The sequence below is a fragment of the Prevotella sp. C561 genome, from assembly GCF_000224595.1.
In the GTDB taxonomy this organism is placed as follows: Bacteria; Bacteroidota; Bacteroidia; order Bacteroidales; family Bacteroidaceae; genus Prevotella; species Prevotella jejuni.
The window spans coordinates 3,920-6,142 of record NZ_JH114169.1; the positions used below are offsets into that span (position 1 = coordinate 3,920).

Below are 2,223 nucleotides of genomic sequence, written 5' to 3' on the forward strand. Positions count from 1 at the left end.
AAGGAATATTAATTCTACTTACAGTCTTGCTTGTGTCAATATGTCAAAGATCTTGTGCTGTTACTCTTTGTGTTCTGAGGCGATGCCTCAGAAACAGAAGACAGCGTGGTGGAGAATAACGGATTCGAACCGTTGACCCCCTGCTTGCAAAGCAGGTGCTCTAGCCAACTGAGCTAATCCCCCAAGGGATAGAGAAAAGGATTAAAGGATATTCAGCCTGTTACACATTTGACTTAACCAATGTGTAGTCCCAGGCAGACTTGAACTGCCGACCTCCACATTATCAGTGTGGCGCTCTAACCAACTGAGCTATAGGACTGAGTTGGAAGAAATCACTTCGGCTATTCATGCCAGACTTCCTTTCTCTTATTCTTGAAACAGTATCAGTGAGTACAAGAAGAAAACGAACCAAAGGTTCTTTTTCATCTTGATTACCGTTAACTTGTTGGCTCGTATACTTAGATACTCATCAACTTGATAACCGATAAACATCCTCTCCAGAAAGGAGGTGTTCCAGCCGCACCTTCCGGTACGGCTACCTTGTTACGACTTAGCCCCAATCACCAGTTTTGCCCTAGGCCGATCCTTGCGGTCACGGACTTCAGGCACCCCCGGCTTTCATGGCTTGACGGGCGGTGTGTACAAGGCCCGGGAACGTATTCACCGCGCCATGGCTGATGCGCGATTACTAGCGAATCCAGCTTCGTGGGGTCGGGTTGCAGACCCCAGTCCGAACTGGGACCGGCTTTCAAGATTTGATGCAATTTACATTACACCATCCCTCTGTACCGGCCATTGTAACACGTGTGTAGCCCCGGACGTAAGGGCCGTGCTGATTTGACGTCATCCCCACCTTCCTCACACCTTACGGTGGCAGTGTCTCCAGAGTGCCCAGCTTTACCTGATGGCAACTGAAGAGAGGGGTTGCGCTCGTTATGGCACTTAAGCCGACACCTCACGGCACGAGCTGACGACAACCATGCAGCACCTTCACAGAGGCCCCGAAGGGCGTCATTATCTCTAAATCCTTCCTCTGCAATTCAAGCCCGGGTAAGGTTCCTCGCGTATCATCGAATTAAACCACATGTTCCTCCGCTTGTGCGGGCCCCCGTCAATTCCTTTGAGTTTCACCGTTGCCGGCGTACTCCCCAGGTGGGATGCTTAATGCTTTCGCTTAGCCGCTGATACCAGGTACCAACAGCGGGCATCCATCGTTTACTGTGCGGACTACCAGGGTATCTAATCCTGTTCGATACCCGCACCTTCGAGCTTAAGCGTCAGTTGCGCTCCCGTCAGCTGCCTTCGCAATCGGAGTTCTTCGTCATATCTAAGCATTTCACCGCTACACGACGAATTCCGCCAACGTTGTGCGTACTCAAGGAAACCAGTATGCGCTGCAAGTCAGACGTTGAGCGTCTACATTTCACAACACACTTAATCTCCGGCCTACGCTCCCTTTAAACCCAATAAATCCGGATAACGCCCGGACCTTCCGTATTACCGCGGCTGCTGGCACGGAATTAGCCGGTCCTTATTCGTATGGTACCTGCAAACAATCACACGTGATTGACTTTATCCCCATACAAAAGCAGTTTACAACCCATAGGGCCGTCATCCTGCACGCTACTTGGCTGGTTCAGGCTCGCGCCCATTGACCAATATTCCTCACTGCTGCCTCCCGTAGGAGTTTGGACCGTGTCTCAGTTCCAATGTGGGGGACCTTCCTCTCAGAACCCCTACTGATCGTTGCCTTGGTGGGCCGTTACCCCGCCAACAAGCTAATCAGACGCATCCCCATCCATTACCGATAAATCTTTACTTCAAATCTGATGCCGTCATCGAAGACCATGCGGTATTAGTCTGCCTTTCGGCAGGTTATCCCACAGTAATGGGAAGGTTGGATACGCGTTACTCACCCGTGCGCCGGTCGACGTCCATTCAGTGCAAGCACTAAATGCCGTTTCCCCTCGACTTGCATGTGTTAAGCCTGTAGCTAGCGTTCATCCTGAGCCAGGATCAAACTCTCCATTGTAAAATATGTTTTGGTGATAAGTGATGGGTGATAAATGATAATGAATACCATGTTAACCCAAACGCTTCACCGAGTAATCTCTGTTTCAGAACGCTTATCCTAAAAGTATCAAGTTAAAAAGCACCTTTTCTTTTGTTCCGTAGTGTTTTGAGGCGATGCCTCAAAAGCAAGAACAATGAATTGATCGGTTC

2 tRNA genes and 1 rRNA gene are annotated in these 2,223 nt (G+C 49.8%); all 3 read right to left on the reverse strand.

The features are described 5' to 3' along the window. Window positions 1-106: 106 nt before the first annotated feature. Window positions 107-183 (reverse strand) — tRNA-Ala (locus HMPREF0666_RS15695). Window positions 184-245: 62 nt separating this feature from the next. Beyond that, window positions 246-319 (reverse strand) — tRNA-Ile (locus HMPREF0666_RS15700). Between the two features lie 182 nt (window positions 320-501). Next, window positions 502-2,032: ribosomal RNA gene (locus HMPREF0666_RS15705) — 16S ribosomal RNA — on the reverse strand. Between the last annotated feature and the right edge of the window lie 191 nt (window positions 2,033-2,223).